Raw genomic sequence first — 26,015 nt, forward strand, 5'->3', positions numbered from 1 at the left:
GAGGGTGGCAGAGAGGCGAAGGTTGGTGTGAGAGCCAACCGATGAGACTGGTTTTAGCTTTGCTCGCTTTGGCAATGATAGGGCTGCCCTGCTATGACCACACCCGCTAGCTTAGAATGGACAGCAGAGGTTGTCCATAGCCTCTTAAACTATCCGCAACGCCTTTTGGCGCACCCTGCTTGGTCGTTAGTTATTGCCGAACTTGGTGGGTTGCGCCATTTGCACCAGCAGCTGTTAACCTATCCGCTGAAAACCAAAGAAGTGCGCTTGCTGACTATCTTAATCAGCCAGCCAGAAGCCTCGGTTGACTATTATTGTGATGTGTTGGCGATTCATCCTGCTACGTTTCATCGCCAGCAAAATGCGCTTTGTCAGCGGCTTAGTGGCCTATTGCCCACGCCGAAGGTTGAACCTGCTGCGCCAAGCATCCCCCAACTTGACTTCCAAATGCCCAAAACGAGCTTCCTTGGGCGCACGCTTGATCTTGAGCGGATTCAATTGTTGTTTGATCAAGGCTGCGATTGGATTAGCTTAATCGGCCCTGCTGGGGTGGGCAAAACCCGCTTGGCCTTGGAAATGAGCCAGCGAGTTGGCCCAATTTTTCGTGATGGCGTTGGCTTGTTGCATATACCGAGTAAAGCAACGCAAGCAACGCTGGCTCGCGATTTTTTGGCTCAGCTCGGGCTTGATTCCCCGCACCTCGACGCGCAACAACGCTTGCAAGCGTATTTCAGCTCACGCCAGATGTTGCTCATTTTAGACAATCTGAATCAACCTGAGTTGGCTGCTTGGTTGTGTGAACGCTTGCAAACAGCACCGTTTGTGCGGGTGTTGGCTACCGCCACACAGCGCTTGCATGTGCCCCAAGAGCGTTTGCATCATGTTGAAGGCTTTGGCTTCGCTGCTGATCACCCTGGTTTGCTTGAGGCGAAGTATAGTTTGCAGCTGCTACTTGAGCGATTAAATCCCTTTCAGACACTTGATCTGAATGACCCAGTGCAACTTGGCCTAGCAAACCAGCTTTGCCAATTGCTAGGCGGCCTGCCCTTGGCCCTCGAATTAGTGGCCAGTCTAAGTATTGACTATGATTTGGCGAGCCTAGTGGCACAACTTCAGGCAATTGTTTCAGGCGAAGAGCGGTTGGCGTGGTTGATTAAGCTGTGCTATACGACACTGCAACCAGCGACCCAACAGCTGCTCGCGACACTAGCAGGCTTGCCTCGCTGGCTCAACCAACGTGAGCTAGCAGCCTTGCAAGAGCTGCCGAGCAGACAGCTTCAGGCGAGTGTGCACGAAGCTCAAACGAAGCATCTGTTGGTTGATTGGGCTGCGTGGTATGCCATGCCAAGCTGTATTCAGCACGCTATCGCCAACCCTGAAAATATACATTTAAGCTGAATTTTGCCCACCATAATGGTGCTAGCGTTAATGATGGCTGTTTACGCCTTATCCAAACCCGACAGAAGTATTGCAAGTATTTAAACGTGTCAACCGTTATTGATTTTAGCTATCAAGCGCTTCATAACAATTCGCTAAGATTGCAGTGCTTGCTCGAATCCTGTTCAAGGAGCCAATGATGATTCTTCCGAAAGAGCGTGACCAGCGCCTGATTACAATTCGCCGTGGTGGCACGCTTAGCGACGCCGACCATCGGCTGCTGGCGCGTTGGGCTGCTGCATGTGCTGGCCATGTGCTTGATTACTTTGAGCAAGCGCAGCCCAACGATCAACGGCCACACCACGCTTTAGCCCAACTTGAGGCATGGGTTCGCGGCGAGATTAGCATGAGTGAAGCCCGGGCTGCTGGTGGCCATGCCAATGCTTCTGCCCGTGGTTTAAGTGGAGCGGCGCGCTTTGCTGGCTTTGCAGCGGCGCAGGCAGCCTTAGTTGCCCATGTTGCCGCCCACAATCTTGGCGCTGCGGCCTATGCGATTAAGGCGGTGCGCGCGGCAGCAGCCAAGGGCGCTGAGGATGAAGCTGGTCGCCAAGAGTGTGCTTGGCAGCGAGCGCAACTGCCTACAAGCATTCGCGAGTTTGTGTTGGAAGATCAACGTACTCGTAATCCAATTTGCTGGTGGGTTTTTGAGGTTAATGATTAATCGAGCCTTTTAATTTCGATAGTATGAACTGCTGTGAACATGCTGCAAATATGCACTAAACCTGCTGTTTTCGTTAATGTGGCTTTGATACAGTATCAGCACGATTGAATTGATTAAAAGCAAGGAACAAGCATGCGACGAACAATGGTGGGTGTATTAGTTGGCATCGTGGCACTGAGTGGTTCTATTCAGGCCAAACCACAGGGCGAGGTGATTGATCCGGCAGTTGTGGGCTATCCGCAACGGATGGTGGCCTTTGGCGATTCGATCACCAAAGCGTTTCTGGCTGATGGTAATCCGAATAATATTACGGATCAGCCGCAGTATAGTTGGGCAACTGGCACTAGCTCCGAAGTAAACAGTTTGGCTGAGCAGATTCGCACTGCGACTGGCAATTTAACCGCTACCAATGCTGCTGCTTCTGGCGCAAGCATTAATGCATTGGTGGGCCAAGTGAATGCAGCCAATTCTGCTGATGCCCAATATGCAACGATTTTAATGGGCGCGAACGATGTTTGTCGTTCCAACGAAGCTGCCATGACCAGCGTGGCCGATTATCGCGCGCAACTGATCAGCGGCTTGAATCAATTAACGACCAATGAGCCAGAAGCCCGTATCTTCATTGCTAGCATTCCCGATGTGTTTAAGGTCTGGCAAACGTTCAAAGATAATCCAGCTGCACGAGGGATTTGGAATCAATTTGGGGTTTGTCAGGCGCTGTTTGCCAACCCCGAATCAACCGCGCCCGCTGATATGGAGCGGCGCCAGCGTGTTCGCCAACGGGTTATTGATTTTAATAGCCAATTAAGCGAGGTCTGTAGCAGCTATTTACGCTGTCGCTTTGATCAGAATCTGTTGTTTAATTCAGCAATTTCGCCAACCTTGGTCACCGCCGATTTTTATCATCCGTCGATTGCTGGGCAACGGACGCTGGCGAGCAACCTTGCCCAAGCCTCGTTTGATTTTACTGATCAAGCAGCACCAGTTTCAAACGTAACATTTAGCCAAAACCAAGGCACATGGTTGGCAACCCTCAGCGCGATCGATAATCGCGGCGTGCGTGGCTTGGAATATCGCTTGCCCAGCGAAACAACCTGGACTCGCTATAGCCAGCCGATTGCGGTTGCAAACCAAGCAACGCTTATTGTGCGTGCGGTTGATATTAACGGCAATACTGAAGGCTCGCGCGCTTGGACCGTTCCAGCAGCGGCAAGTTATCGCGTATTTATGCCTTTTGTAAAGCTCAATCAATAACAATTTGGCCTAGTTCATAGGTGTCGTTGCCTGCCTCAAGCTGCATACGTTGGCCACTGAGATCATACCAACCAACAATCACCGTATAGCGACCTGCTGGCAATGGCGCTGCCAAATCAACCGCTAGCAGGTCGGATTGAGCTTGATCAAGCGCCCAAGTTTGGCTCGTAGGATTGGTTGGGCTATCAGTTTGGGCGACCAAATTGCCAGCTTGATCGAGCACATGGATAAAGCGAATTAAGCTTGGTAATGGTTGCGCAGTTTGCCAGCGCAGCGCAACCAGCAGTTGGTTTTGGGCATGGCTAGGTAATTCAAGCCCAGTTAATTGAATTCCATTTTGCCAGCCAACGCTGAGCTGTTGGCTAAATTGTAGGGGTTTGTTTTCAATCTGCCACCAATCGCCAAGTTTACGATGCTGCAAGGCCAATTCTGGAATCGCTTGCAGCGCATAGACCTGGCGACCTCGGGCTAACTGATCGCGAATCCGTTGCTGATCGGCCTGAAAACTAAATTCGAGGTCGGGTCGTTGCTGCTCAACTGCTTGCAGATAGCGCAAACTTTCGATGCTCCAGCCATCGCCAATCACCAGGCTTTGCGCTGCAATTGGCTCGGCCAAGCGCTGGCGGGCAAGGCGTTCGATCTCGGCTGTATTGCTGGCTTGAATGTGGGGCAAGTTTTGCCATGCCAGCCATACGCTTATCGCCAAAGCTCCGGCCAAACTCCAGCGTGGCCATGGCAAATACGCCAGCCCAAAGCCAATCAGCAAGGCTTGCATCACATACGCGCCAAGCCCAAAAACCGCCAAATCGTCGACGAAATAGGCCAAGCAAAAGCCCAGAATGCTGCAATAACTGCCAGCAAGCATGATTGCAATGGGCCGTTGTTGCCGCCAACACTGCCAAAACCCATAGCATGCCAAACCAAAGCCAAGCCAGGTTAATTGTGGGCCAAACAGCTCGCCTTGCACTGCAACGAACCGTTGCCACGCTTGACTGGCTGCGCGCTGTGGGTCAAACCAAGCGCCACCAGCACTGCCAAGTAAATACTCAGTCAACACCGCCCAGCCATTTTGCCAAACAGGTGCGCGCCAAACAATATACAAATATGGCACAAAACTGATTAATCCAGCAGCGATTGCTAGCAGTATTTGGCGTCCCGTTGGCCGCTGTTGCCAACAAGCAGCGATCAGCATCCATGGCAGCAAAAAGAGGCTGCTGCGATGATGCCCAAGCATCAGGCCTGCGGCGAGTCCAAGCCAGCAAAAGGCCACTTGCTGCTGTCGCCAAGCCAGAATGAGCCAGATTGTGCCAACCTGCAACAACACTGCAAAGGCATAAATTTCGGCATGGGTTGCTTGCTGCCAAAAGGTTGCGGATAGGCCTAAAATTGCTGCACAGGCCCAAGCCCAGCCTTGAGCCAGCCCAAGTTTAAGCGCAATTTGGGCAACGATGGTTAAACTCAGTGCCGCAGCAAAGGCCGAAAAGAGATTAATCCGCCAAGCAACGCTGCCAAATGGCAGTACCTTGCTCCACAACCAAGTCACAATACTATACAGTGGGTAGCCAGTGCTATGGGCAATCTCAAGGGTTGGCCCAACCCGTTGAAATTCGGCAGTATCGCCGCCGCCTAGGCCTGGGAGTAGGGTTAAGTTATACAGCAGCAATGCAACTCCAAAGAGCAACAATGCACTAACGTTGCGATCAAACTTTATGGGTTTTGGGTTTTGCATCATGGAGTTGTGCCAACTGCTTCTCAGCTACGATTATCAGCGTGGCGCTGGTTACTGTCAAGCGCTAGATTGGAGCCAACAGAACGCCGCAAGTGCGAGCGATGCAGCTTGCGGCGTTCTGTTGTTGGGGCACTAATTGACCACTAGCTGTCCATTGGAGTGGTGCGCCCAGTGTTGAATCCGCTCCAGCTCTTTGTTTAAGCCCAATTGTTGATACAAATCACTTGCTTGGCTGAGCGCATGCTGTGCGTCAGGATAGCGTTGGGTTGCATAAAAAAGTTTGGTCAGCTCGCGCCAAACCTTAGCTTGCATAAAGCGATCCTGAATCGCTTGGCTAAGCTGGACTGATTGATGTAAATAGCGTTCAGCGATAGTGAATTCTTGTTTGAGATTGGCAACCCTGCCTAGAATATACACCCCAAAGGGTACATGGGCCGTTTCTTCATAATGCAGCACTTCGTGGGCATAGCGCTCAGCATCATCACACTGATTGAGCTCCACATGGGCATTAGCTAAGGTCATCGTATTCAGCGAAATCCAAAAGCGCGAATTAATTTGCTTGAAGAAGCTATAGGCCTCTTTGGCGATTGTAATAGCCTCGTGGGGTTGGTTGATCTCGCCCAAAAAATAGGCCAAATTGCTTTGGTTGCGCGCAGCCCGCACATTGTTGCCAATCGATTGATAATAGCGAATGGCAACATTAAAATGCTCAATGGCTTCGGTGCGTTCATTGCGGGCATGCACAATCGCCAAACTCGCATGGGCGCGCGCTTGTAGCGCCTGATCGTTGAGCGCACAGGCATGGTCAAGTGCAGTTTGGTAGCCCTGTAACGCTAGGTCATAGTTGCCTTCTTCATCGGCAATTTCGCCACTCAACAAGGCGGCGATAAAATGGGTCTTGGCGGCGGCTTGGTGCGCGGCTTCGAAATCGCGCTCATGGTTGAGGTGCATTAAGCCGCGCTTAACATATAAAATTGCCTCTTGATGATAATGGTTGGTATCCAAAATCGTAATTGCCCGCTCGTAGCTCTGCATTGCTTGCTCAATTTGGCCTTGGGCCTCCCATAAATCGCCTTCGAGTTGGTGAATATAGGCGCGCAGCGAATCGCTTCCCGTGTGCGAAACTGCGGCTAAGCCAGCTCGGGCTTGATCGTAGCTGCCAATAAAGCGCGCCAACTCTGCTTGTCCAATTGCCAGGGTTTGGGCCTCGCGGGCTGGTAATTGATCAAGTGGAATTAATTGCAGCATGCGCAGCATCCGGCCAAAATAGCCAGCCCGAATTTCGCTATGGCGTTGGGGAAACCACCAAACAATCGCTTGCGCATAATCGCCTGCGGCAATTGCATGTTCAGCAGCGAGCGTCCATTGGCCAAGCAAGGCATGGACTTGGGCTGCATGTTCATGCAATGGTTGGCGTTGTTCGGTGCTTAGCTGTTGCCAGTAGTGCTTGCGCAGCAATGGCCAAAGCTCCAGCGTATCGCGATAGCCAGCTTGCAGCAATTGATACTGTTCAAGTTGTTGCAGATCGTTGCTTGGCCATAAACTGCGTGGAATCGGTTGCTGAAAACTGGCCAAAATGGTTAATAACTGTTGCGCACTTGGCCCAAGCATAGTGATAATCCGTTCGATCAAGGAGCTAACGCCTGGATGCGCTTCGAGCATGGCGCAAATTGCCGCCAAACTTCGTTCCTGCTGAATCAAAACCATCACAATCCGCATCAGATGGGTGTTGCCAGCAATCAACGCCAGGAATTGCTCCCATGGATAATCTGGTTGCATGGTTGTAGTTGCATCAAACCATGCCCGAAATGCGCTACTTTCCAAGGGTTCTAGGCTAAGCACTGGCAGATCATCACTAAACACGCGGTTGCCAATAATCAGCACATGCATGTTGGAAATTGCAGCTAAAGCACGCCAAAATGAGTGCAACGCACGATGATGAGGTTGCGGCTGTTTGAGCATAACCTCACTTTGATCAAGGCAAAACAAGGCTGGATTTGTAAGACTGGCGCAATCACGGCGAATTAAGCCCAGCGCCACATTGCTATTGAGCTTGCCGCCCTCAATTGCCAAATGTTGGGCCAGATTATAGGCCCCATGATGCTGTAAAAATGCGCCGATCAAGGGTAAACAGCTCTCAACCTGATCATTCAAATCGGGCAGGAGCGTCAGCCAAAACACTGGGCCTTGCCATGTATTGGCAAGTGTTGCAGCACAGGCACTTTTGCCAACCCCTGTTGACCCAATAATGCAAAGATGCTGTTCGTGTTTGAGCATTGCATAAGCTTCGGCCAGCCATTCAGCGCGCCCATACAATTGAGCTGGCACTGGTGGCCGTTCCAATTGCAGCGCTGGCTGTAAAATGCTCAACAAACAATCAGCAGCCTGATCCAAAATCAAGGGTAAACGATCTTTCATATCGCGATGAAAGGTTGCTTTGGCCAAGCCAAGCTCATCGATCAGCACATGCACTGGCAATTTGTGTTCGTGCAAAAAGCGCCAATAAACTAAGCGTTGGTCGCGATTGCCAGCCCGCAGCTGTTGCAAAATCTCAGCGAGATCGTGGGTTTGTTCGGGCCGCACTTGGGTTTCACCAAGCAGGGCATAGGCAACCACCAATTGAATAATGTGGCCCCGTTGGCGTTCACTCGGATACGCACCATAGAGATCATACCAATGCCCAAGCAATGCTGGCGTTGCCAACGGTTGGATTGTGCCAAGCTCAGCAGGCTGATCAAACTGGTTGAGTACAGTGCGTAAGATTGGATTAAGAATATGCGTCATTCCACACTCCTCGTTAATCGAAAGCAGCTGATGGTTGACTCGCTTGGTCTCAAATGAGACTTTTTAAGGGCAGAATGAGACTTTTTGAGCCACAAGCCCACTATACTGAAAGCCAAGTGATTCGTTTGTGATTAGGGAGGCTTCAGATGCGACTTATCGTAGTGTTAACAGTGCTAATTAGCCTATTGGGTTCATTGATATTCAATCAAACCACGCAGGTTAAGGCTAATACGCCACCTCCACCAGCAGGTTGCGGTTTAGCAGGTGTCGATCTTTCAACGCCCAATACGTGGATGGCAGTTTGGGATTTTGAGACGGCCAATGGCTGTTTGGTTGAGCTTGGCACGCCACAAATCCCCAGCCAAGACCCACCAATTGTCTCAATGACGACAATTGCTTGTACCGTCAATGGAGCTGTGGATTTCAGCCCAGCAGATTATGCGCACTTTCAAGGCAATGGCTACCTTTCGTGTGCTCTCGATTTGCCAAACAGCTTGCAGCAGACCTACCCTGATTTTTGGACTTATGCTCAAGCTCAATTTAGCACGAATGGCAATCAGCCGCTCTTATATCACCCTGATGCGCGGATGAGTGTTGATGTAAATGGCTTATATGGCAACTTGCAATGGCAATATCGCCATACTACCGATGCCCTTGAATCGAACACCGTGCGCCGCTTTCGCCTGATTGATGATAATCGGCTGGTGGTTGGTCAATGCTCTAGCTCAGCGCTGAATTGCCCAACCAGCCAAACAGCCCCGTATTATGGCTATGCAAAAATCCATGGCGACACGACCTATGCCAATTCAAGCCAAACCATGGTCAAGTTTCGCACCAGTGCGACAACGGTGATCATTGGCTATAACCCAGATACTAACGAGTATCTGAATGGAAAGTTGGGCATGATGATTATTGATCCATATGGCAAAGATCCTGAACCAACGGTGATCAATCCTGGTCCAACGCCAACCGTTACCCCCACCATGCCCATCCCACAATAATCTGTTTTGTTTCAGATGCGAACAGGCCACTAGGATTATTCCTAGTGGCCTGTTGTTGGTTTTGTTTTAGCAGCTATGCGCTTAGTTCAGCGTAAAGTTGACGTTTGAAAGATCAAAGAACACATTGTTGGCGCAGCGCACTTTGATCCGTGCTTGGGTGGTTGCCGTATTCGGCATGGTTACTGCTTGGCTCCCATCATTTGGAGTCGACGCAAGCAAGCTGCTAAAGCTGCTGCCGCCATTGCTGGAGAATAAAATCTCGACATTGGCGCAGCTAACAGGAGCAGCGGTAGTGTTTGCCACATTCCAAGTAATCGTGCGGCTGCTGTTGCGCGTCCAAGTAACTGCTGTATTAGGCGCGGTTACCGTGAAAGGCCCAGCTGCACTATTGACCGTGACGTTGGCAGTATCAATTGCATAGCTGCCGCCGCCAGCCCGATTATCACGCACAATCAAGCGGAAGGCCAAGGTGCGATTGGTGGTTGGCAACGATTCGCCAATCGTGCTGACATTATTGAGAATATCGCTCAATTTGGGGAACGAGCGCTTTGGACTGCTGGTTGGGTTGAAGCTGCGGAAGATTGGGCGTGAGCCATTGTCGGTATTTGGTGGCGCAGCAGTGCCTAAATTATATTGTTCCCAGTTGTAGGTCAGGCTATCGCCGTTGGCATCGCTGCCAGTGCCAGTTAATTCAAATGGCGTGCTGCGCGGAATCGTGTAATCTGCGCCAGCATTAGCGACTGGAGCCGTGTTGCCAGTGTTGGTTGCCGTGCCACAGCTTGAACCGCCGCCAGTGGTAATGAAGGTCGTAATTTCGTTCAAGCTCTTCGAATGGAAGTAGGGATCGCTGTTGGATTGTAAGTTTTCAGCGCCACAAATGCCTGCATAGGCCATAATCGTCGAGCCGCTGCCCGGCTCGTAAGCGGCGCTGCTAGCACGATTGCCACCACCGCAGCTGCCAGTTGTGCCGTTGAAAGTGTGGTTGCCGCCAAATTGATGGCCAATTTCGTGAGCAACATAATCAATATCAAATGGATCGCCAACCGGAGCCGACGAGCCAGTCACACCTTGAGCTTTGTAGTTGGTCGAGCAAACTGAGCCTAACGAGGCAACCCCGCCGCCACCAGTGCTGAACACGTGGCCAATATCATAATTGGTATTGCCAATCACGTTTTTGATATTAGTTTGATTTTGGCTGAGCATCGTGACGCCGTTATTGTTGGTGTAGGGGTCGGTGCTGGCATTGGTGTAAATGATGCTGCTGTTGTTGGCAACCAACACCATACGCACGGCAACTTCGCGCTCATAAACGGCATTAACGCGGTTGACGCTGGTGGTGATTGCTGCCAATGCGCCGCTGACCGTGCCGCCATGGAAGGCGGTATATTCGCCAGTTGCGGCCATGGCCAAGCGATAGGTGCGCAATTTATCGCCAACAGCTTTTGGTGCAGCCAAGCCATCGCTGCTCAATGGCAGATCGATGACATAATCTTCAACTTGGCGTTCAGCCAGTTTCTCGCTGCTTGGCACAAAATTCCGGCTATCGTACACAATGTAGTTTTTGGTATCGCCAGCGCTATAGGGATCGATGAAAATCCGGCCTTGATCGCCCAAGATCAAGCCATGGAAGCCTGCTGGAGTCAGATCTAAGCGTCCGCTACGATTCGGTGTATCCACCCCAACGATCAGGTAGGTGCGAATTTCGGGAAACTTCGCCGCAAGTTCAGGCTGCATAATTGGCGATTCGACGATGCGAAATTGCTCAAATTTGCCATCAGGCATGGGCAATTGCAGCGTATACAACGAGTTTGCTACTGCTTGGTCTTGCTCTAATGGTGCTTTGGCGAGATATTGACTCAAGCCATCCAAATCGAGCCCAACAGTGCGATAGATGGTTGGTACAATTTGGCGCGCGCCTTTTTGCACCAGCCGACTTTCTTGCACATCTTGCCAAAAGCCATCGGACGAAGCGGCGGTAGGAGTGACGAGGGTGGCGGCAGCAAAGCTACTCAGCAATGCAACCACCAAGGCTGCAACGATCACCAACGATGAACGTTTTCCGGGCATGCCAAACCTCCTAGAGGTAGAAGTGGATACCTATCTATTATACATTAAAAATATTTAATTAAATTGTGATATTTGTAAATGGATCCATGAAAGCAAATGTGTTTTTAGCAAGGATTGATAGAAGCCACTTCCTTGTAACGTTGGTGTAACGGGCTGCGGCTAAGCTTTGGTTGATTCAATCGATTGCTTAGTGAGGTTTAGGTGTATGTGGTTGCAGCGCTTTAGTTCATATTTGGTTGTTTTTGGGTTCGTGATTCTGATATGGCTGGCTGGAGCCTTCTTTTTAACAGTTGGAGCACCGTTTTTATCGTTTGGTTCAGGATTGTTGATAATCTGTGGAGCAATTCTTTGGCTGATTGTGTGTTTTTGGCCAATCATTGGGGCCATGGCTAGTTGGCGGGGATTAGGGCTATTCTATCAGCCAGCAAAAAAGCCGCATTATTGGGGATTAGGCTTGCTCTGCGTTATCTATGGTATTGCAATCTTCGGCTTCCTGATTAAGAATTTAGGATTGGGCTATTGGATCTTTTTTGGCAATAGCCTTGGGATTATCCTGCGCAGTATCTTCGTTGAATGGCGGGTTGCTGAAGGGCGAGTTCTCCGATTAAGCATCAATCTGCTGCTGGCGATTGGGTTGCCGCTCATGGTTACGGGATTTCTTTGGTTTTTAGCGTGAGCAATCGCTAGCATACTTGATCAAACATTGGGGCTTAAAATGATTCAGGATTGGCTAGTGCACAACGTTTAACATGCAGAGCCAGCAATCAACTAATTAATATAACAATTGATCACAGCATCTCTTTTGCCTGAGATGGTTTATGTTGGTGTTAGCTGGGTTCTCTTGGTACAACGGTTTAGTTTAGGAGGCCAACCGAATGAGCGCATATTGGGTTGAAAATCAATGGGGCGGCGATGATGCACCCTGGCATCCAGGTGGCACATGGGTGTTGGGCGCACGTGATAACCAACATGTTGTAGCAATTAATATTTCCTCCGCTGATAACGGCCAAACCTTTACTGGAACCATGACCTATAACAACGAAGGCCCGATTGGCTTCCGCGCAAATCGTACCAGTACTAATAATTATGCTGTTGAAAATCAATGGGGCGGCGATGATGCACCCTGGCATCCAGGTGGAACGTGGGTGATTGGTGGGCGTGATAACCAAAATCCGATTAATCTTGATGTTAATTCACAAGATGGCGGCCAAACCCTGAATGGCACGATGGTTTATGCTGGTGAAGGCCCTATTGGTTTTCGTGGCAAACTGCAATAACGCTTAATCTTCGTTTTCCAGCCATGATTAGCTAATCATGGCTGGCTTTTTGTTTTAGGCATATACTCATTGCTATGCCTGTATTGCTTTATGATTGGCACTAGTAATTCAATGTATATCTAAGCCTTTGAAATAATTCAGGATTTGCGTTGCTTATACGTTTTAAGTATGAATCGATTCAATGAACTGTGGAATTTGTGTAGTAAAGGAATGAATAATGGCTACTGAACAACAAATTGATTATAATTCAATTGCACAAGCCCAATACGATGCTACGGTTGAATCACTCAAGCAAGCATTTCCTGATGCTGATAAAAATGCATCGAATCAATTAACCGCAGCAGCAACCTCGACCGCAACTGGGACTGCTACCTTTGCCACTGCTTTCATTTATGGTACCTGCGAATGCATTTTGACCTTTGATAATAACCAAAAAATTCGCTTTTATGGCACGATGTGGGGCATTGGGCTTGGTGGTGGCACCAGTGCTGGCGGCTATGTTGGGGTTCCGATCGATCAATTAGTTGGCGATTGCAGCTTCCAAGTGACGGTTGTTTCAGGGGTTGGCGGCGCAGTAACGATTCAATTCTGGCGTGGCAACAACTACCTTGGCAACTTTACTGGGGCTGCTTTGGCCGTGGCAGCCTCGGTTACTGGCGGCAGCGGGACCTGGAAAAAGCAATAAACCTGTTTACAAGTGCGCCACCAACAATTTTGTTGGTGGCGCACTTGGTTATTTTAGGCCAGAATTGCTTCGATTTGGGCTTGAACATCGGCGCTTAATTGCACTTCGCCAGCCTTGATGTTATCGAGCACATGTTCAGGCTTGGTTGCGCCGGTGATGACTGAGCTGATTTGCGGCAAGCGTAAGACCCACGCCAAGGCCAATTGGCTGGTAGTCAGCTCAAGCTCTTCGGCAATTGCAGTCAATTGGCGAATTTTTTGCAAATTTGTGTCGTTGAGTTCGCGATCAAGCCATTTGGTGGTTGCGCCACGGCTGCCCTCGGGCACACCAGCGTTGTATTTGCCAGTTAATAAACCTTGGGCAAGTGGACTCCAAACCGTCAAGCCAAGGCCATGCTGCTCGCAGGTTGGGATGATTGCTGGCTCAATATGGCGATCGAGCATATTGTAGCGGGGCTGCTCAACTTGGGGCAAGTAGCCATTATATTGCTTGGCGATGCTGACCGCTTGCTCAATTTGATCGGCTTCCCAAACGCTTGTGCCCCAATAGAGCACCTTGCCAGCCTGCACCAAATCGCTCATTGCGCGCACAGTTTCTTCAAGCGGCGTGTTGGGGTCGAAACGATGGCAGAAATAAATATCCAAATAATCGGTGCCAAAATGGCGCAAGCTTTTATCAATTGATTCCATAATATGCTTGCGACTAAGCCCTTGATCGTTGACGTTGCTACTCATGGGCCAAAAAAGCTTGGAAGAAAGCACCAAATCCGAGCGTTTGTAATCGCGAATAACTGCACCAACGACTCTTTCAGCTTCGCCGTAGGCATATGCATCGGCAACATCGATAAAGTTAATGCCATTGTCGATTGCTGCCCGCAAACATTGGGCGGCCATATCGCTTTCGACACTCCCGCCGTAGGTCAACCATGCGCCCAGTGATACGGCGCTAACCCGCATGCCTGCTTTGCCTAGCCGTCGATATTCCACAGAAGCCTCCTAAGTGAAGATATGCTGAAATTACAATCTGATCATACCACGGATTTATCGTGGCTCTTGGCATAGCTCTTGCCTTGATGAGCTAGTAGAAATTCTAGTTTGGAGGATACTTCAATGGCAGAGCAAACCCCAGTTCAACAAAATATTGCCAAAGTTGCCGAGCAACTTAAAGGCTTTAAAATTGCTATGTTAACCACGGTTGCCCAAAACGATTCATTGCACAGCCGCCCAATGGTTGTGCAAGAAAAAGAATTTGATGGCGATCTTTGGTTTATGACCAGCCGCGATAGTGGCAAGATCGATGAATTAAGCAACGATAAACAAGTGAATGTAGCCTTTGTGAATGTCGATGATTCGCGTTATGTCTCAGTCAGCGGTAAAGCCCAGCTGGTTGATGATCGGGCCAAAATCAAAGAGTTATGGACTCCCTTGGCCAAGGCATGGTTCAAAGATGAAAACGACCCCAACATTATCCTGATTAAGGTCGAGCCAAGCGTCGTTGAATATTGGGATACTCCCAACAGCACCTTTGTCCAAGTCAAAGGCTTTTTGACAGCGCTGGTGACTGGCGAACGCCCAGATGTTGGCGATCATGGCAAGGTTAGCCTCTAAATAATAGCTTTTCATCGATAGATTCAGGTCAGTTGCCCTTGGCGACTGACCTTTTTCATTATCCTGAGCTTATATATGTTCGTGAATTGAAAGAGACAAATGCACAATAGTTGACCAGCTGAACCAGCCTGCATATTCCACAAAGCAACTATTAGGGGGTGCTGGGGGATGAAAACCCCCGGCGTTTCCCTCCAGCGGAGGGACGGAAGGGAGGAGAAAGGAGAAGAACTATAGGAATAATAATCGCGCTAAAACGCCGCAACTTGACATGTGTGCTTGACATAGAAAATTTGTTCTGGTATAGTCAAAATGGGTGACTGAAGCAACTACGAAATGAGGCATTCTAATGGCAACAATTCTGCAAATACCCTCACTGCGCGACCAACAAAGCCGTGAAGTTAAGCGTCTGCTCATGAAGCATTTGCGCAGTTTTAGCGATACCTTAGAAGTGAATGATGTTGCCCATGTGCCGCTCTATCAGCAATTAGCGGTTAATATTGTTTGGAAAGTGCGCATCCCACCATGCTCCAAGCGCAACATTCGGATTGCCTTCTACTACGATGAATATGGCAACGATCAACAGTTGTTTATTCCCACGTGGCAAGCCGACCCCGACCCTGCCAGCCGTTTGCAAATCACGGCGGCTGAATATTGGTATAGCTATGTGGTTGCGACCAGCAAGGTCTATGTGTTGCCTGTGGCCCAACTACGGCCATGGTTCAACCAACACAGCCAGCATTTGCCAGCTCACGAGGTTAAACATCAATTGCCCGATCAACTAGCCTCAATTCAAGCGGTTGGGCGTTTTGTACCAACCCAACGCTTGCTGCGTGAGCTAGACGAGCTAGAGATTTGGCCGCTTAATCGTTTGCAGCCGAGCAAACGGGTTGCGTAGCTCGGCTGCACTGCTTCAATCTAACAATTAGGCTAATTTGCCAACTTGCGTTTGGATTTGCCCAATCGCTGCGTCACGTAAGCCTTGGGCAATCACTCGGTCTCTCAGGCTGCTGGCAATCGCAAAGATGGTGCTGGCACGCAGCACTTCGCTGGCAACTGCATGCCATGGATCTGGTTGCGGTTTAGGGTTGTATTGATCAAGCAATTGTTTGAGTGACCATGGGCCTGGCCATGGGAACGGCCAGCGTGGGCAAATGTCATCGCCATCTACCCAACCAACCAAATTGCCACTATAACTGGTCATTTTGCGTGCACTTCCCTGAAGTTGCACAATAATTGCTTTGCTGCGGGCAAGGCTAAGCGTGGTATTGCTCATGCTTTTGCCAAGTCCATAATTAATTAAGCCTTTGACAAGATTGCCGAGTTCAAGCAATGGTTGCGGCGTTGAAATGTCTGGTTGGCGTTTTGGCGGCCATGGGAATGGCCACCATGGCGGGCAGAGATCGTCGCCTGGCTCCCACGCTGCAAAGCTATTTGCCCGTTTCAGTGACACAAAATGGCTACGAATTTCGCTACGGGCCATGCGCAGATTTTCTGCTTGCAAAGCTTGATCGCCATATTGGAAGGCCATGTTGAAGGCATCAAGGCTGCGATGCAAATCTAAGACAATCAACCCACCAGCAGGAATCCGCTCGATTGGGGTAAAGACTTGGTCTTTGAGCCGCCACCACGGGCGTGGCCACCACCATGGGCGGGGTTCGTAATCGTCGTCGGGGTTGGGTGTGTAGCTCAGGCTGTTGACCGCATCGCTGGCGTTTGATAAACCAGTTATATTTTTATCAAGGTCGGCAAGCGCAAAATCATAGACTTTTTTGGCAAATGTTTGGTCACTGCTGACCGCGCTGATTGCGAGCAAGGTCAATGAGCGAAAAGCGCGGCGAGCATATTGGGCGCTATCAGGAATTTCGCCGCCAGCAGCAAGTTGGTTTTCATCAATTGCGGGCTTGGTGCTGGCAGCAGCGTGATCGAACGCGCTGATTGCGCCAGCGGTTGCCAACGCAGCCAACCCAGTGTTGCGTAAAAATGAGCGCCGTGAATTTGGGTGATTGATAGTATCTTCAGCCTGATCGTTAATCCCCATTGAAATCCTCCTGACGAACGAACTTAACTCTTTCGATGGCATAAAGACGCAATGGGGATTAAGTACCTTTCCTTGCTTAAACCAATTTAGCTACGATTAAATAAGCGTTTGAGCTTTTGGCCAACGTTGCTGAACTGGGCTTGGATGGCAAAACTCTGTTTAACCGACGGTGGCAGATGCTCTGTCCAGTAGTGGGTGGTTTTGGCCACAACCGTAATCACGCTTTTAATTTCGCTTTTGAGGCTAAAATCTTGATGAATTGGCACCCATAGTTGTTGGCCATGGGCTTGGGCCGCCACATGCTCTTGATTAATTGCGCCTGCCAGCCATTGGGCTTGACCAACAATTGGGCATTCAATCGCCAGCCATTCGGTAGCATCACTCATATGCGCACTGAGGCCGCTGACCTCGTAAATGCCGCGACATAGCTCTGCATAGACTTGCAAATAGTTGGGATGCTGCGAATTCGCATTAATTTGAATTGGAATGTTGGCTTCTATCCCGCGATGCGGCGGCCCGCCCTCGAGTGCCAAGCCACAAAAGCTTTCCCACATATTGGCCCAATCGACCTCGCCATCGTCGCGATATTTAATGGGCGCAGCAGCCATTGGTTGTTGCTCTGTCATCACTTGCTTCCTTGGATTGTATGAATTTGTGACACACTATCTTAACTTAATTCTCGGCCACAAGCATCGTATATAATGGTGAGGCTGTTCGCTGTGTGCTCTCAGTTAAGGAGTATTTGTGCAATGACGCACCCTGAGCTTGATCCAACGACAATGCAGTTGTTGAATGCTGCCCATACCTACACGGGAATTCCTGCCTCGACGGTTCAAACGCCATGGCATTCGCTGGCTGAGCTGTTGCAGGCTCGCGCTGCAAGCGATGCTGAACGCGAGTTTTTGGCCTATTTCAACGATCATGCAGGCGAAGAAATTCGTTGGAGTTATGCCGATTTGTTCGCGCGCGCAGCCCGGATTGCGAATTTGCTGACGACGGTCTATGGCGTGCGCCATGGCGAGCGGGTCGCCACCTTGGCCTATAATCACCCAGATACGGTGGCAATTTATGCAGCATGCTGGCTGATTGGGGCGACGATTGCGCCGCAAAACGTCGGCGAAGATGACCAGCGGATTGGCTTTATTTTGAGCAATGCAGCAGTTCGCGTGGTGCTAGCGCGGCCTGAATATCTCGAACGCGCTACAACGATTAGCAGCCATGCAGCAGGCGTTGAGCATGTTGTGGCCTTGGATGCTGATTTTGAGCAAGCTTTGGCAGCCCAAGCAGCCAGTTTTGAGCCAAACCAAGCCCCAAGCCTCAATGATGAGGCCTTGTTGGTCTATACATCGGGCACAACTGGCGCACCCAAGGGCGTGCAACTGAGCCACTATAATTTGCTGGCCGATTGCACCGGGATTATGCGCTGGCATGGCATCGATGCTGATAGCCGTTTGATGGCGATTTTGCCAATTCATCATGTCAATGGCATTGTGGTGACCTTGGTTACGCCGTTGCTGGCCCAAGCCTCGGTGGTGCTCAATCGGGCATTTAGCGCGGGCACATTTTGGCAGCGCATCGCCAACGAGCGGGTGCAGATTGTCTCGGTTGTGCCAACGATTTTGCAATATTTGTGCGAAGCCAAGCCAGAGCATAGTCAATTTGAGCGCAGCCATTTGCGCTATTTAATTTGTGGGGCTGGCACATTGCCTGTTGCTTTGGCCAAACGCTTTTATGACCAATTCGGCGTGCGTGTGCTGCATGGCTATGGGCTTTCAGAAACCACCTGTTATTCATGTTTCTTGCCAACCAACCTGAGCGATGCAGAATATCGCCATTGGATGGAAGATTTTGGCTATCCCAGCATTGGGGTGGCGATGTGGCCGAATGAAATGGCGATCCACGATCCGCAAGGTCATGCCTTATCCGAAGGCGAGCGTGGCGAGATTGTGATTCGCGGACATAACGTGATGATGAGCTATTTCAATCGACCTGACGCGAATGCAGAAGCCTTTAAGTATGGCTGGTTTCGCTCTGGCGACGAAGGTTTTTATCAATGGGATGCCCAAGGCCGCCAATTTTTGTTTATCACAGGCCGTCTAAAAGAATTAATCAACCGTGGCGGGGTTAAATATAGCCCGTTTGAAATTGAGGAAGTGCTGCTGGCAGTGCCTGGTGTACGTACAGCCTTGGCAATTGCCTTCCCAAATAATTGGTATGGCGAGGAAGTTGGCGCCTATATTGTGCCCGAAGCAGGTGCCCAACTTGATGCCGCCACGATTTTAGCCCATTGTCGTGCCCACATGCCCTTTGCGAAATGCCCCAAAGTTGTGGTATTTGGCAACGAAATTCCGGTGACCGCAACGGGCAAATATCAGCGCTTGCGTTTGCAAGAACTCTTTGCCGAATGGAATGACAGCCAGTTCCGTGAGTAGTGGCTGCTGTAGTTGAGGATGCTATGAGCCGAATTGCCCAAACCTTTGAACGCTTGGCGAGCCAAGGCCGGACAGCCCTGATGCCGTTTTTGACAATTGGCTACCCTGAACGCGATTCTGCCCTCAGTTTAGCCCAGGCCTTGGTCGCTGGTGGCGCGGATATGCTAGAACTAGGCATGCCTTTTTCCGACCCCTTGGCCGATGGAGCGACGATTCAACGCACAACCGATATTGCGCTTGCCAATGGCGTTGATCTTGAATTTTGCTTGGAAACTGTGCGCCAGTTGCGTGCCGCAGGGCTGAGCATTCCGCTCTTGCTGATGGGCTATTTCAACCCCATGTTTCAATATGGGGTTGAGCGATTTGTGGCAGCGGCCAAAGCAGCAGGCGCCGATGGCTTTATCGTGCCCGATTTGCCACCAGAAGAAGCCCAAGAGTTTCATGCGGCCACCAAAGCCCATGAGCTCGATTTGGTTTTTCTCTTGGCTCCAACCTCAACCGATGCGCGGATTGCCAAAGTTGCTGGCTTGTCATCGGGCTTTATCTATTGCGTGGCGTTGCGCGGGGTAACTGGCGCACGCGCGGCCTTGGCCGACGATTTGGGCGATTTCTTGGCGCGGGTGCGCCAACACAGCCAATTGCCGCGCGCGGTAGGCTTTGGCATTTCCAAGCCTGAACATGTTGCCTCAGTTGCCAAAATGGCTGAAGGCGCGATTTGTGCCAGCGCTTTGCTCGATTATATTGGCAGCTTGCCAAGCGACCAACAGGCGGCTGGCGCTCAGCAGTTTGTGCAAAATCTGCGTGATGCTGCCGACCAAGCCAATGGCTATCACCAATAATTAATTTCCCTCACAGCAAACCCGCGCCTTTTCAACAGGCGCGGGTTTCTGCTCCCCAAGTGCTTAATTACCGCTCATCGGGATACTGAATACCCCAGCTTTGGCGCAATTGATCCATGGTGTTAATCAGGCTGCGTGAGGCTTCCCAAGTGACGATTGGGCTTTCGATCAAGCCTGCTTGAATACATTCGGCCACATGGGCCACTTCGGTGACATAGCCATTGCCAATAAATGGCAGATCGAGAGTTTCAGTTTGGCCGTTGCTTGCGACTAGCAATTGTTGCGAGTGCCAAAAATTGCGTTGAAAGCGAATATAGCCGTTGCTGCCGGTGATTGTTGCTTCGCATGGCCCCGCAGCGCGCACGCTTGCGACACAATTGGCATGGCGACCATCTGCATATTGCAAAATAATGCTTTCTTGCTCATCGACTCCAGTTTGGCCGATTTGGGCTTGGCCATAGACGCTGCTTGGTGCCCCAAACAGATATAAGGCCAAGGCCAAGGGATAAATCCCAATATCAAGCAAGGCACCGCCTCCAAGCGCAGGGTCGTACATGCGATGGGTTGGATCAAAGGGGAAGTGGACGCTGAAATCGGCATGAAACAGATGCGGTGTGCCAATCGCGCCTTCTTCGATCAATGCTTTGGCTTTGATCGTGCTGGGGTGAAACCACATCCACATTGCTTCCATCAAAAAGCGTTGGTTGGCTTTGGCAGCGGCAATCATCGCCTCAACTTGTTGGCTGTTGATGCCCATTGGTTTTTCGCATAATACATGCTTGCCAGCATTCAAACAGGCGATAGTTTGTTCTGCGTGGCGTGGATGCGGCGAGCCAATCACCACCACATCCAGCTCTGGATCAGCCAAAAAGGTTTCAATATCGCTATGGGCATGGGCAAATTGATGGGTTTGGGCGAAGGTTTCAGCTGAGGTTTGATTGCGCGAAAGCACGCTCCAGCGTTGAGCGCCGGGCAAGTCGGCCAAGGCATTGGCAAATTGTTCAGCGATCCAGCCTGTTCCGAGCAAACCCCATTTGAGTTGTTGCATGATGTTCTCCATCAGTTGATGAATCCGGTCTCATGCTACCATGTAATTTGGGCTTGCTGGTTGGCGCCGCGTTGGCAATGAGCCAATACTCCTAGCATGCCAATAGCCTAGAGGGTTGGCGATCGGCCAAAAATTCCCTCTAAATCTCAACTGCTCATGCGGTTGCTTGTGTGCTAGACTAGCCATGCGGCAGCGTGATTTAAGCGAAATTGCTCATCGTTCGGGCCTACTAAGCCATGTGGTATCCCATACAGGAGGATTGACCATGCTCAAACGAGCCAGCTTGGGAATGCTTGTCTTCATCGGTTTGGCCTTGGTTAGTGCCTGTGGAAGTGCTTCTCAGCCCCAATCAGAGACGATTAAAATTGGCTTTTTCGGCCCATTAACTGGTGCGAGTGCGAGCGATGGCAATAATGCAATGCATGCGGCTAAGTTGGCGGTTGATCAAGCGAACGCCAACCAAACTGTGCCCGGCAAAACCTTTGAATTAGTTGTCTACGACGATCAACTTGAGCCAAATCAAGCGATTACGGTGGCCCAAAAACTGGTAACTGAGGATAAGGTGCGGGCGGTGATTGGCGGCTCCTACAGCAGCACAACCCGCGCAGCTGCGCCAATCTTTCAGCAGGCTGGCATTCCAATGCTCGCGGCCTATGCAACTCATCCTGAAGTTACCAAAACTGGCTCGATGATTTTTCGGGTCATTTATATAACGACGGTGCAAGGGAAAGCGCTTGCTCAGTATGCTACAACCAAGCTGAACTATCGTAATTTCCATGTCTTGAATATTAATAATGATTATGGCCGCAGCGTTACCGAAGCCTTTACCAAAACCGCAATCGCCAATCAATCAACAATTGTTAGCACCAGCGAATATGCCAGCGATACGAGCGATTTTAGTAGCCAGATTGCCACAATTAAGTCCAAACCAGCAGATGCCTTGGTATTGATTGGTTATTATGCCCAAAGTGCTGATATTATTAAACAAGTGCGCCAAGCAGGCATTACACTGCCAATTATTGGCTCCGATGGCTTAGATTCGCCCTCGTTGGTGAAACTTGGCGGCAGCGATGTTGAAGGCGTTATTTTGGCAACCGATTTTTCACGCAATGATCCACGCGCAATGGTGCAAAACTTTATTCGTGAATTTCGTAACGCCTACAATATTGACCCTGATGTGGTGGCTTCGTCAACCTACGATGCGACCAACTTATTGATCGATGCCTTCAAACGTAGCCCAAATAGCAGTTCGAGCACAATTCGCGATACTTTGGCCGCAACCCAAACCTTTGAAGGGGTGACTGGGGTGATTGCCTTTACGCCAGAGCGCGAAGTCAACAAAACTGTCTTGTTTGTGCAAATTGAGCGCGGAGATTTTATTTTTCTCGATAAACTTGACCCAAGCCAGCTGCGCTAAGCAGCTTGCTTGAGCCATCAGATTTGATTCAACGTCGCAAAGCAACGTTTCAGCAAAGATAGGATCAGCGATATGCGGGCACGGGTTCGCCAACGAGTTACATTAATCGTTTTGCTTGCAGCACTGTTGCCGCTCCTAGCAGTCTGGGCAATTGCCTTGACAATTAGTTATCGTGCGCAACAGAATTCTGCCCAAAATCAGCAAATTGCCCTTACCAACCTTGCAGCTGAAGATTATCGGCGCTTTATTCTCAACAGCATGGATGAATTGCGCAACGCAAGCACTACAATTGGCAATAATGGCAATCCCCGCCAGCTGAGCGATTTGCAATTAGGCTCGCAAGTTCTGTTTGGCTCAAGTTTCTCCGAGGTTGGTTTATATCGGGTAACTGGCGAACGGATTGCAGTGGCCGCCCGTTTGCGCGGCGTGCAGATGCCAGAAAGCTTGGCTGGCTCGCCCTTGTTGCAGATGCTGCAAAATCGCCAAGTTGCAATTCAAAATCCCGAGCCATTGCAGGCAGTTTCCTTGCCGCTAGCACCAAGCGAAGTGCCGCGCTTTCGCATGGCCTTGCCCGTTTTAGGCCGTGCCAATGGCGAATTAATCCTCGTTGCCGATATTAGTATGGATCGGATTTGGGAAACGACTTCGCGGATCGAATCGGCGGCTCAGATGCGGGTGTTGGTGGTTAATCAGCAAGGTCAGCTTCTCAGCGCGGCCAATACCCAATCGCTAATCGAACACCAAGATTTGGCTAATTTGCCGTTGCTGACAAATGGCAACACCATTGAAACGTATAATAGCCCGTTTGGCGAAGAAGTGTTGGGCGTGCGCACCGCGCTTGATCCTACCGATTGGCTGTTGATTGTCGAACGTCCACTTGACGTAATCTATAGCAATGTGCGAACATTGGCGCTCAGCCTCTCGATCGTGATTGGGATTGCCTTGCCACTGGTGGCAGGGATTGGCTGGTACGTTGGGCGGCGGCTGGCCTTGCCAGTTCAAGAACTGTATGCCAGCGTCACGCGCTTTACCGAAGATCCTACTGCCTATACGCCAGTACAGCTCAAAACCCGCGATGAATTGGCCAGCCTTGGCGATGCCTTCAATACGATGGTGGTAGGCTTGAATGCCTCGCAAACCAAGCTTGCGAAGATGAACGAGGAGCTAGAAGGTTTGGTCGTGACGCGAACTGGTGAATTACACCATGCCTTGGCTGAGGTGCAGGCCCAAAATGCAGAGCAAGAACGTTTGCTCGAAACCGTGCGTCGGCTGAGCATGCCAACCATTCCAATCACCAAGCACATTTTGGTTATGCCGTTGGTTGGTGAGTTTAGCGCCAATCGGGCTGGCGATATTAATGCAATCTTGCTCAAAGCGATTGAGCAGCAACAAGCCAAAGTTGTGATTATGGATATTACCGGCGTGCCAGTGGTCGATGCAGCAGTGGCACGGGCCTTGATCAATGCCTCGCATGCAGCCCAATTGCTTGGCGCACGGGTGATTTTGGCTGGGATTCGCCCTGATATGGCCGAAACCTTGGTCAATTTGCACTTAGATCTAGCGGTGATTGATACGGCAGCAACTTTGGCCCAAGCCTTCAGCCGCGCGACCGAATATTTGCAAACCCGCCATCGCTAACTGGGATGATTGTTTAGTTGTGTTCTGGCTCGTTGCGAATATACAATTGCTTGAGCAACGGCGTAAACACGCGGTAAAAACGCTCAAGGGTGTCGATCATCCAAACATGATGGTCGGCCCAATGCTGATGATCGTGCAAATTGGCGTTGCGCCGAATCAGCCAAATTTGATATTCCTTGGTTAAAGGATTTTCGCGCCATTCAAGACCAACGCCCAATTGTTGCTCAATCGCCACCCGTTGTTGGCGCAGCCAGCGAAAACGGAGCTTGGCGGAAATTCCACTCAACATAACCGCCACGCCAAGCCAATTATCACGTTGATTCAAGACTGCTTGTAAGCTGCAATCGGCACGGCCTAAGGCAAAGCTGGTGCTTGGCTCAGAATGCGGTTTTTTGGCGCCAAGGTGGCTATTGCGCTCACGTAGCATTGCATTAAAGCGCATCCAATAGCCTAAATAAATGTTCTTGCTGGGGTTGTTCATTGGTGGAGCCACAGGCAAACTTGGCTCGTTGGTAATCGCCAATTCCCAATCTGTTGGCTTACAAATCAGCTTGAAATGCGGGGCAAACGGCGAATCATCAATTTGCCATAATTCCAGTTCAATTGCAAAAAATAAGAGATGCGGCAGAGTTTGCTGATTGAGCCATTCGATTGTGGCACGATGCTCAGGCGTAAAATGCTCAGCAATCCAAATTAAAATCGTCGCTTTGACGCTGCTGGCGGTGGTCAGCAGTTGGCCAAGATGCGCATGATCGCTGCCAGCTAATTGATTTTCGATCAAGACCTTGGTTTCAGTGCGTTGATCATAGCAGACAAGGCTTTGGCGCAAATTGCCAGTGCCTTTGTTGAGCGCCTCAAAACGCAATTCGAGGTTGGTGGCGGTGTTTAATTGGGCGATATTTTCGGCTTGGGTGAGCCAATGGGTAAAATGGCTGGCCGCTTGTCGCCAAGCATCGTGAATCGGAACCCGTTTAAGCCGACCAAGATGATTCATCGCCGTAATTCCTCACTACACCGTTGGGCTGCAAAACTGCTACCGATTATAGCATGAAGGGCGCAGGGCTGATTTTACACTCAATCAAGCGATTGATGTGTAATTCACCCCAAACTGCTAGGATACAATAAATAGGTTAAGGAGCAGGTATGGCTGATCAGATTATTCTTGAAACCGAGCGCCTGATGTTACGCAAACTAACGCCTGATGATCTTGAAGCTTTATTTCGGCTTTACCGTGATCCAGTTATTCGTGAGCATTTTCCTGAGGGCGTGTTGAATCGCGAGGAAACCAAAGCTGAGCTTGATTGGATTATCAAGGTGTATTATGGCGAATATGGCTATGGCTTGTGGGCGACGATCTATAAACCAACCGGAGCATTTATTGGGCGTTGTGGCTTGTTGCCGTGGGTTATTGATGAGCGCCAAGAAGTTGAAGTGGCCTATTTGCTCGATCAAGCCTACTGGGGCCAAGGCTTGGCCAGCGAGGCTGCGCAGGCGATTGTGGCTTATGGCTTTGATGTATTGAACCTTAATCGCCTGATTTGTTTGCCAATTCCCGAAAATGCTGCTTCGATGCGGGTTGCTGAAAAAATGGGCATGCACGTAGAGCATGAAATTGTGCTCGATGGCACGCCGGCAATGCTCTATTCGATTGAAAAAGCTTAAAAATCGGCGATTGGTTGAGGGCTTTTGGTTATCGGAATATATTTTGGATCAATGATTGAGGTTGTGGATTTAAGCAATCATCTAACTTCATCAAACTTCGTATACTTGGTCATTTATTAGCTTCGAAGAAGCCTACGAAGTACATTTTTGCCACAGATTTGCTTGATCATGAATCAAATCCTTCTATAGTTTGACTAATCCGTTCTATATTTCTTTGAGAATCTAATCTTTAATAGAGCTTTGCGTACTTATTAGATAATAACGGGCAGTACAAGAGTTTATTTTTTGCTGCAATTCACTTGCCATTACATGCTAGGTTCTGTCTGATAATTCCATGGTAGACTCTTCGGCAGGAGGTGTCTATGGCTCGCCATGAATTGACCGATGCCCAGTTTGCATTAATTGCCCCGCTCTTACCGACCAAAACCCGCCGTGGCCG

The 26,015-nt window shown here is 50.0% G+C and carries 21 protein-coding genes and 1 pseudogene; 14 read left to right on the forward strand and 8 right to left on the reverse strand.

What is annotated here, in order from left to right; all coding sequences use genetic code 11:
• Positions 1-93: 93 nt before the first annotated feature.
• The 3 genes from SE18_RS18780 (at position 94) to SE18_RS18790 (ending at position 3,352) form a co-directional block, all read left to right on the forward strand.
• Positions 94-1,398, forward strand: a complete 1,305-nt coding sequence (locus tag SE18_RS18780; RefSeq protein ID WP_054536006.1) for an NB-ARC domain-containing protein — start codon at positions 94-96, stop codon at positions 1,396-1,398.
• 178 nt (positions 1,399-1,576) lie between these two features.
• Positions 1,577-2,098, forward strand: a complete 522-nt coding sequence (locus tag SE18_RS18785) for a putative immunity protein (RefSeq protein ID WP_054536007.1) — start codon at positions 1,577-1,579, stop codon at positions 2,096-2,098.
• A 132-nt stretch (positions 2,099-2,230) separates the two neighbouring features.
• Positions 2,231-3,352, forward strand: a complete 1,122-nt coding sequence (locus SE18_RS18790) for an SGNH/GDSL hydrolase family protein (protein WP_054536008.1) — start codon at positions 2,231-2,233, stop codon at positions 3,350-3,352.
• On the opposite strand, the gene SE18_RS18795 is transcribed toward SE18_RS18790, so the two are convergent.
• Complete coding sequence (locus SE18_RS18795; RefSeq protein WP_160319525.1) at positions 3,342-5,015, reverse strand: protein O-mannosyl-transferase family; 1,674 nt, start codon at positions 5,013-5,015, stop codon at positions 3,342-3,344. The two genes, SE18_RS18790 and SE18_RS18795, sit on opposite strands and share 11 nt — an antisense overlap.
• 198 nt (positions 5,016-5,213) lie before the next feature.
• Positions 5,214-7,865 (reverse strand): tetratricopeptide repeat protein, encoded by a 2,652-nt coding sequence (locus SE18_RS18800; RefSeq protein WP_054536010.1) that lies wholly within the window; start codon positions 7,863-7,865, stop codon positions 5,214-5,216.
• Between the two features lie 146 nt (positions 7,866-8,011).
• Here SE18_RS18800 and SE18_RS18805 point away from each other — a divergent pair, with 146 nt between their 5' ends.
• Positions 8,012-8,866 carry a hypothetical protein gene (locus SE18_RS18805; RefSeq protein ID WP_054536011.1) on the forward strand — a complete coding sequence of 285 codons (855 nt, stop codon included), beginning with the start codon at positions 8,012-8,014 and terminating at the stop codon, positions 8,864-8,866.
• An 81-nt stretch (positions 8,867-8,947) separates the two neighbouring features.
• Here SE18_RS18805 and SE18_RS18810 read toward each other — a convergent pair whose 3' ends face one another.
• Positions 8,948-10,933 (reverse strand): reprolysin-like metallopeptidase, encoded by a 1,986-nt coding sequence (locus SE18_RS18810; protein ID WP_054536012.1) that lies wholly within the window; start codon positions 10,931-10,933, stop codon positions 8,948-8,950.
• A 205-nt stretch (positions 10,934-11,138) separates the two neighbouring features.
• On the opposite strand from SE18_RS18810, the gene SE18_RS18815 reads away from it, so the two are divergent.
• The 3 genes and pseudogenes from SE18_RS18815 to SE18_RS18825 all read left to right on the forward strand — a co-directional run bounded on the left by SE18_RS18815 (position 11,139) and on the right by SE18_RS18825 (position 12,895).
• Positions 11,139-11,609 (forward strand): hypothetical protein, encoded by a 471-nt coding sequence (locus SE18_RS18815; protein WP_054536013.1) that lies wholly within the window; start codon positions 11,139-11,141, stop codon positions 11,607-11,609.
• A 208-nt stretch (positions 11,610-11,817) separates the two neighbouring features.
• Positions 11,818-12,210: pseudogene (locus tag SE18_RS18820) on the forward strand (lectin OAA family protein); the annotation flags it as partial.
• A 217-nt stretch (positions 12,211-12,427) separates the two neighbouring features.
• Entirely contained in the window at positions 12,428-12,895 is a 468-nt protein-coding gene (locus tag SE18_RS18825) for a hypothetical protein (RefSeq protein WP_054536015.1), read from the forward strand.
• Between the two features lie 53 nt (positions 12,896-12,948).
• Here SE18_RS18825 and SE18_RS18830 read toward each other — a convergent pair whose 3' ends face one another.
• Positions 12,949-13,881 (reverse strand): aldo/keto reductase family protein, encoded by a 933-nt coding sequence (locus SE18_RS18830; protein WP_054536016.1) that lies wholly within the window; start codon positions 13,879-13,881, stop codon positions 12,949-12,951.
• A 123-nt stretch (positions 13,882-14,004) separates the two neighbouring features.
• Between SE18_RS18830 and SE18_RS18835 the strand changes: the two genes are divergently transcribed.
• Together SE18_RS18835 and SE18_RS18840 are read left to right on the forward strand one after the other, a co-directional pair.
• Complete coding sequence (locus SE18_RS18835; RefSeq protein ID WP_054536017.1) at positions 14,005-14,502, forward strand: pyridoxamine 5'-phosphate oxidase family protein; 498 nt, start codon at positions 14,005-14,007, stop codon at positions 14,500-14,502.
• A 346-nt stretch (positions 14,503-14,848) separates the two neighbouring features.
• Positions 14,849-15,397, forward strand: coding sequence for a hypothetical protein (locus tag SE18_RS18840; protein WP_054536018.1), 549 nt, complete (start codon positions 14,849-14,851; stop codon positions 15,395-15,397).
• Positions 15,398-15,424: 27 nt separating this feature from the next.
• Here the strand turns inward: SE18_RS18840 and SE18_RS18845 are convergent, their stop codons facing one another.
• Positions 15,425-16,540: a hypothetical protein gene (locus SE18_RS18845; RefSeq protein ID WP_054536019.1), complete on the reverse strand. Its 1,116-nt coding sequence runs from the start codon at positions 16,538-16,540 to the stop codon at positions 15,425-15,427.
• 86 nt (positions 16,541-16,626) lie between these two features.
• Positions 16,627-17,166: a hypothetical protein gene (locus tag SE18_RS18850; protein ID WP_054536020.1), complete on the reverse strand. Its 540-nt coding sequence runs from the start codon at positions 17,164-17,166 to the stop codon at positions 16,627-16,629.
• 123 nt (positions 17,167-17,289) lie between these two features.
• Between SE18_RS18850 and SE18_RS18855 the strand changes: the two genes are divergently transcribed.
• Positions 17,290-18,972 carry a class I adenylate-forming enzyme family protein gene (locus SE18_RS18855; protein ID WP_054536021.1) on the forward strand — a complete coding sequence of 561 codons (1,683 nt, stop codon included), beginning with the start codon at positions 17,290-17,292 and terminating at the stop codon, positions 18,970-18,972.
• 23 nt (positions 18,973-18,995) lie between these two features.
• On the forward strand, positions 18,996-19,811 hold the full coding sequence (trpA, locus tag SE18_RS18860; protein ID WP_054536022.1) for a tryptophan synthase subunit alpha: 816 nt from the start codon (positions 18,996-18,998) through the stop codon (positions 19,809-19,811).
• A gap of 67 nt (positions 19,812-19,878) precedes the next feature.
• Here the strand turns inward: trpA and SE18_RS18865 are convergent, their stop codons facing one another.
• A complete protein-coding gene (locus tag SE18_RS18865) occupies positions 19,879-20,859 on the reverse strand; it encodes a Gfo/Idh/MocA family protein (protein WP_054536023.1) in 981 nt (326 codons plus the stop codon).
• A 265-nt stretch (positions 20,860-21,124) separates the two neighbouring features.
• Between SE18_RS18865 and SE18_RS18870 the strand changes: the two genes are divergently transcribed.
• Both SE18_RS18870 and SE18_RS18875 read left to right on the forward strand, forming a co-directional pair.
• Entirely contained in the window at positions 21,125-22,276 is a 1,152-nt protein-coding gene (locus SE18_RS18870) for an ABC transporter substrate-binding protein (RefSeq protein ID WP_054536024.1), read from the forward strand.
• A gap of 72 nt (positions 22,277-22,348) precedes the next feature.
• On the forward strand, positions 22,349-23,914 hold the full coding sequence (locus tag SE18_RS18875) for an STAS domain-containing protein (RefSeq protein ID WP_054536025.1): 1,566 nt from the start codon (positions 22,349-22,351) through the stop codon (positions 23,912-23,914).
• Positions 23,915-23,927: 13 nt separating this feature from the next.
• On the opposite strand, the gene SE18_RS18880 is transcribed toward SE18_RS18875, so the two are convergent.
• A complete protein-coding gene (locus SE18_RS18880; protein WP_054536026.1) occupies positions 23,928-24,908 on the reverse strand; it encodes a DUF4268 domain-containing protein in 981 nt (326 codons plus the stop codon).
• A gap of 149 nt (positions 24,909-25,057) precedes the next feature.
• On the opposite strand from SE18_RS18880, the gene SE18_RS18885 reads away from it, so the two are divergent.
• Positions 25,058-25,576, forward strand: a complete 519-nt coding sequence (locus SE18_RS18885; protein WP_054536027.1) for a GNAT family N-acetyltransferase — start codon at positions 25,058-25,060, stop codon at positions 25,574-25,576.
• Positions 25,577-26,015 lie beyond the last annotated feature (439 nt).

The organism is Herpetosiphon geysericola, assembly GCF_001306135.1.
Taxonomy (GTDB): domain Bacteria; phylum Chloroflexota; class Chloroflexia; order Chloroflexales; family Herpetosiphonaceae; genus Herpetosiphon; species Herpetosiphon geysericola.